This window comes from Acidimicrobiia bacterium, from assembly GCA_040881685.1.
In the GTDB taxonomy this organism is placed as follows: domain Bacteria; phylum Actinomycetota; class Acidimicrobiia; order IMCC26256; family PALSA-555; genus SHVJ01.
Genome location: JBBECS010000031.1, coordinates 1 through 3168, shown reverse-complemented (window position 1 = coordinate 3168; position 3168 = coordinate 1). Strand labels below are relative to the sequence as shown.

At 66.0% G+C, this 3168-nt stretch carries 2 protein-coding genes; one reads left to right on the top strand and one right to left on the bottom strand.

Features of this window, described 5'->3' with window-relative positions; all coding sequences use genetic code 11:
* Window positions 1–165: 165 nt before the first annotated feature.
* On the bottom strand, window positions 166–1449 hold the full coding sequence (gene ltrA, locus WEE69_07145; GenBank protein ID MEX1145064.1) for a group II intron reverse transcriptase/maturase: 1284 nt from the start codon (window positions 1447–1449) through the stop codon (window positions 166–168).
* A gap of 1138 nt (window positions 1450–2587) precedes the next feature.
* On the opposite strand from ltrA, the gene WEE69_07140 reads away from it, so the two are divergent.
* Complete coding sequence (locus WEE69_07140) at window positions 2588–3052, top strand: single-stranded DNA-binding protein (GenBank protein MEX1145063.1); 465 nt, start codon at window positions 2588–2590, stop codon at window positions 3050–3052.
* Window positions 3053–3168: the final 116 nt, after the last annotated feature.

Sequence of the window (3168 nt, the reverse complement as noted above, 5' to 3'; positions counted from 1 at the left end):
TCGGCGGCAGCAAGAACTGCTGGTCGCGATCACCCGATTTGTATGAATAAGCCATTGGTAGTCAGCGGCGCGGTGTCTGCAAGGCAGACCCGGTTCCGCTTTCCCCTTTCCATCCGTACGTGCGGTTTTCCCGCATACGGCTGACCGATGGTCTTCTTGGCATGGTTACGCAGCTCCCGGGTAGCGGACGGTTCCTCGTAGGCGATGCAGACCGTGTTCCTCCACGAACCAGTCGCGAGTCCAAGCGTCAGCTCGACCGGCGTGCAGGTTGCGGCCGTAACGGTTGACCAGCAACCGTCGCAGCCGCCGCCACACGTACTCGTCGAGTTGGTTGAACTTGCGGGCGGCGTTCCCGGTGCGAAAGTAGTTGCCCCACCCGCGCAGGATCGGGTTGATCAACGCGATCGTGTCCCGAAGATCTGCGTGGATACGGTTACGGCCGGTCAGGGCTCTGATCCTGGCACGTGCCCGCTTCATCGACCGTTGTGACGGCCAGCGGTGCAGGTAGTAGCGGCGGATGCCGCGCTCCAGCAGCCGACCCGACACGCGGGCGTGGAAGTGACAGCCCAGGAAGTCGAACCCTTCCCTGCCTTCCCGTAGGTCAACAACTTTCGTCTTGTCCGGATGTAGCTCCAGCCCGAGCCCGGCCAGGATGTCCCTGGCCTTGCCGAGCGCACCCTCAGCCTGCGCCTGGTTGCGGCACATCACCACGAAGTCGTCCGCGTAACGGACGAGCACTCCGTCGCGTGGATGCCAGCGCCGGTCGAGTTCGTGCAGCACGATGTTGGCCAACAGCGGGGAAATGACCCCACCCTGTGGAGTTCCAGAGACCGTCTCCTGGAACTGCCCGTCGACCATCACCCCAGCTTGGAGCCACAGGCGCAGCAGCTTGAGCGTCCGCCGGTCCGACACCCGCCGCCCGACGAGCTCCATGACCACAGCGTGGTCGATGGAGTCGAAGAAGCTTGCGATGTCGGCCTCCGCAGCCCACCGGTTCCCCTTGGGGAACGCGGTACGGATGGTCTCCAACGCGTCGGTCGCCGAGCGTTTGGGTCGGTACCCGAACGAGGACGGCTTGAAGTCGGCCTCGAAGATGGGTTCCAACACCAGCTTGGCGGCCTGCTGGACCACCCGGTCACGGACAGTGGGGATGCCAAGCGGCCGTACGCCGCCTTGCGGTTTGGGGATATCCACACGCCTGGCCGGCGCGGGACGGTAACGGCCTTGCTTCAAGTCGTCGGCCAACTCGTCCAGCAGCTGCTGGACGCCATAGGCCTCGACCTCCGCCAACGTCTGCTTATCGACGCCGGCAGCGCCTCGGTTGGTCCGGACCCGCTTCCACGCCTCCCACAGCACGTCACCTCTGTGGATGCGGTCGTACAGGGCGTGGAAACGCCGCTCCGGGGACTGCTTGGCCGCAGCCCATAGCTTGCGTTGCAGTCGTTGCACGTTCGACTTCGCCGGCGGCAAGCCGCCCAGGTCTACGACAGGCGATGGCCTGCCGGGGTGGTTGGACCGGGCGGTCCCGGTCATGCCCTTGCGCGTACCTGCTCCGCTCGCGTGACCAAAGTCGGGGCCCTTCCCTCCTGGCGCGTTTGTCTGCACGCCGCTCATCGGTACTACGACCCCGTCGGACTCCCGCTGCCCTCCGTCACGTTTCACCATCGGCTTATCGCAACGGTCTTCGCCCGACGTAGGCCAGGCAGACGGGCCTCTCCACTTCCGAACCGAACCGTGCGCGCGTGCAACTCCCCGTACCCCGCAGGGACCCGCCAGGCTGACCCCGGAACAGGGCCTGGCAGACATGGCCTTCGCCGTGACATGAGCGGCTCGGCTCCCTGATTGTCCATCTGACGAGGCTGCAGGACGCAGCCCACGCGCTTGCTCCCTCCAAAGAGGCTCTTGACACCCCGCTCGGCCTGCCACCTCTCGATGACAGACTGGGGCCTGCTACTGGGCGCTCCGGTACCTACCCAGACGGGACTCTCACCCGCTGGCTCGATCCAGCTTCGTGGACGCAACATGCGGCGAGCCTACTCGACGACCTGCACGTGGTGTCGTCGTTCTCGACTGGGCACCTGAATCCATGAGCGAGGTACGGAGCTGTGGGAGGACCCTCAGCGTCTCGCCGAGGCGTCGCTCGAGGAGTGCCGGATGCTCCTTTGCCGTCCACCTGCGGGCCGATCGATTCACCGAGGGCCACCTGCTGCGTCCCTTCGAGAGCGGGCACATCGTGGCCGTTCTCGAACGGGTGGAGTCGCTGATCGACAGGCAACCGACATGACCTCGAAGAACTAGCGGAGCCCGTGCCGAATCATCGCGTGCATGTGACTGATTCGAGATGGGCAGTAGCCCAGAACTACGCGCTGGTCGCACTCGTCGGGCCTGTGCTGAGCGGTCGGCTCGTCAACTGCACGGTCGGAACGAGGTCGATGGCGACGGTGGGGTGATCGCTGAGGTTCCGGCCACGCCGCCGATCCTCGCATACCTGGCCGTGCATCGGCCATCGAGACCCGTTGGGGCAGCGGAGTCGCACCTTCCTCGTAGCAACTCCCGTCCGGGTTGTCCGTGACCGAAGGAACACCTGATGGCTATCCGCACCCGCCAGTCTGTGACCGGGTTCATCGCCTCCGACCCGCAGCTGACGTTCACCACCGGGGGCGACGCGCGGTTCTACGCCAAGGTCGGCCAAGAGCACTACCGCCGCAACGACGACGGGTCGTTCACCAAGCTCGACTCCACCTTCCACGACCTCGTCATCTACCGGCGCACGGCCGAACGGGCCTACGCCGCCTTCGCCAAAGGCGACACGTTCGTCGCCGAGGGCTACGTCCGCACCTATGAGCACGAGGTCGATGGGCAGACCCGACAGGGCGAGGAGTTCATCGCCACCAAGCTCGGCCATGACACCGCCCGGACCTCCTACATCGTCGAGCGCACCCGCCGAACCGCCACCATCGACCAGACGTCAGCAGCCGACACGCCGACCAACGACACCCCCGACAGCGGCCCGCCGCCGGCGGCCCGGAACAACCCGGCTGTGGCCCTGTGACCGGCCGCGACACACGAGCCGAACGATGACCCGCTACGACGCGACACCCGACCGGGGGCAGCCTCGTGACGGCGACCCGCTCGACCTCGACGTGCCCGACAAGCACCTCGAGTTGA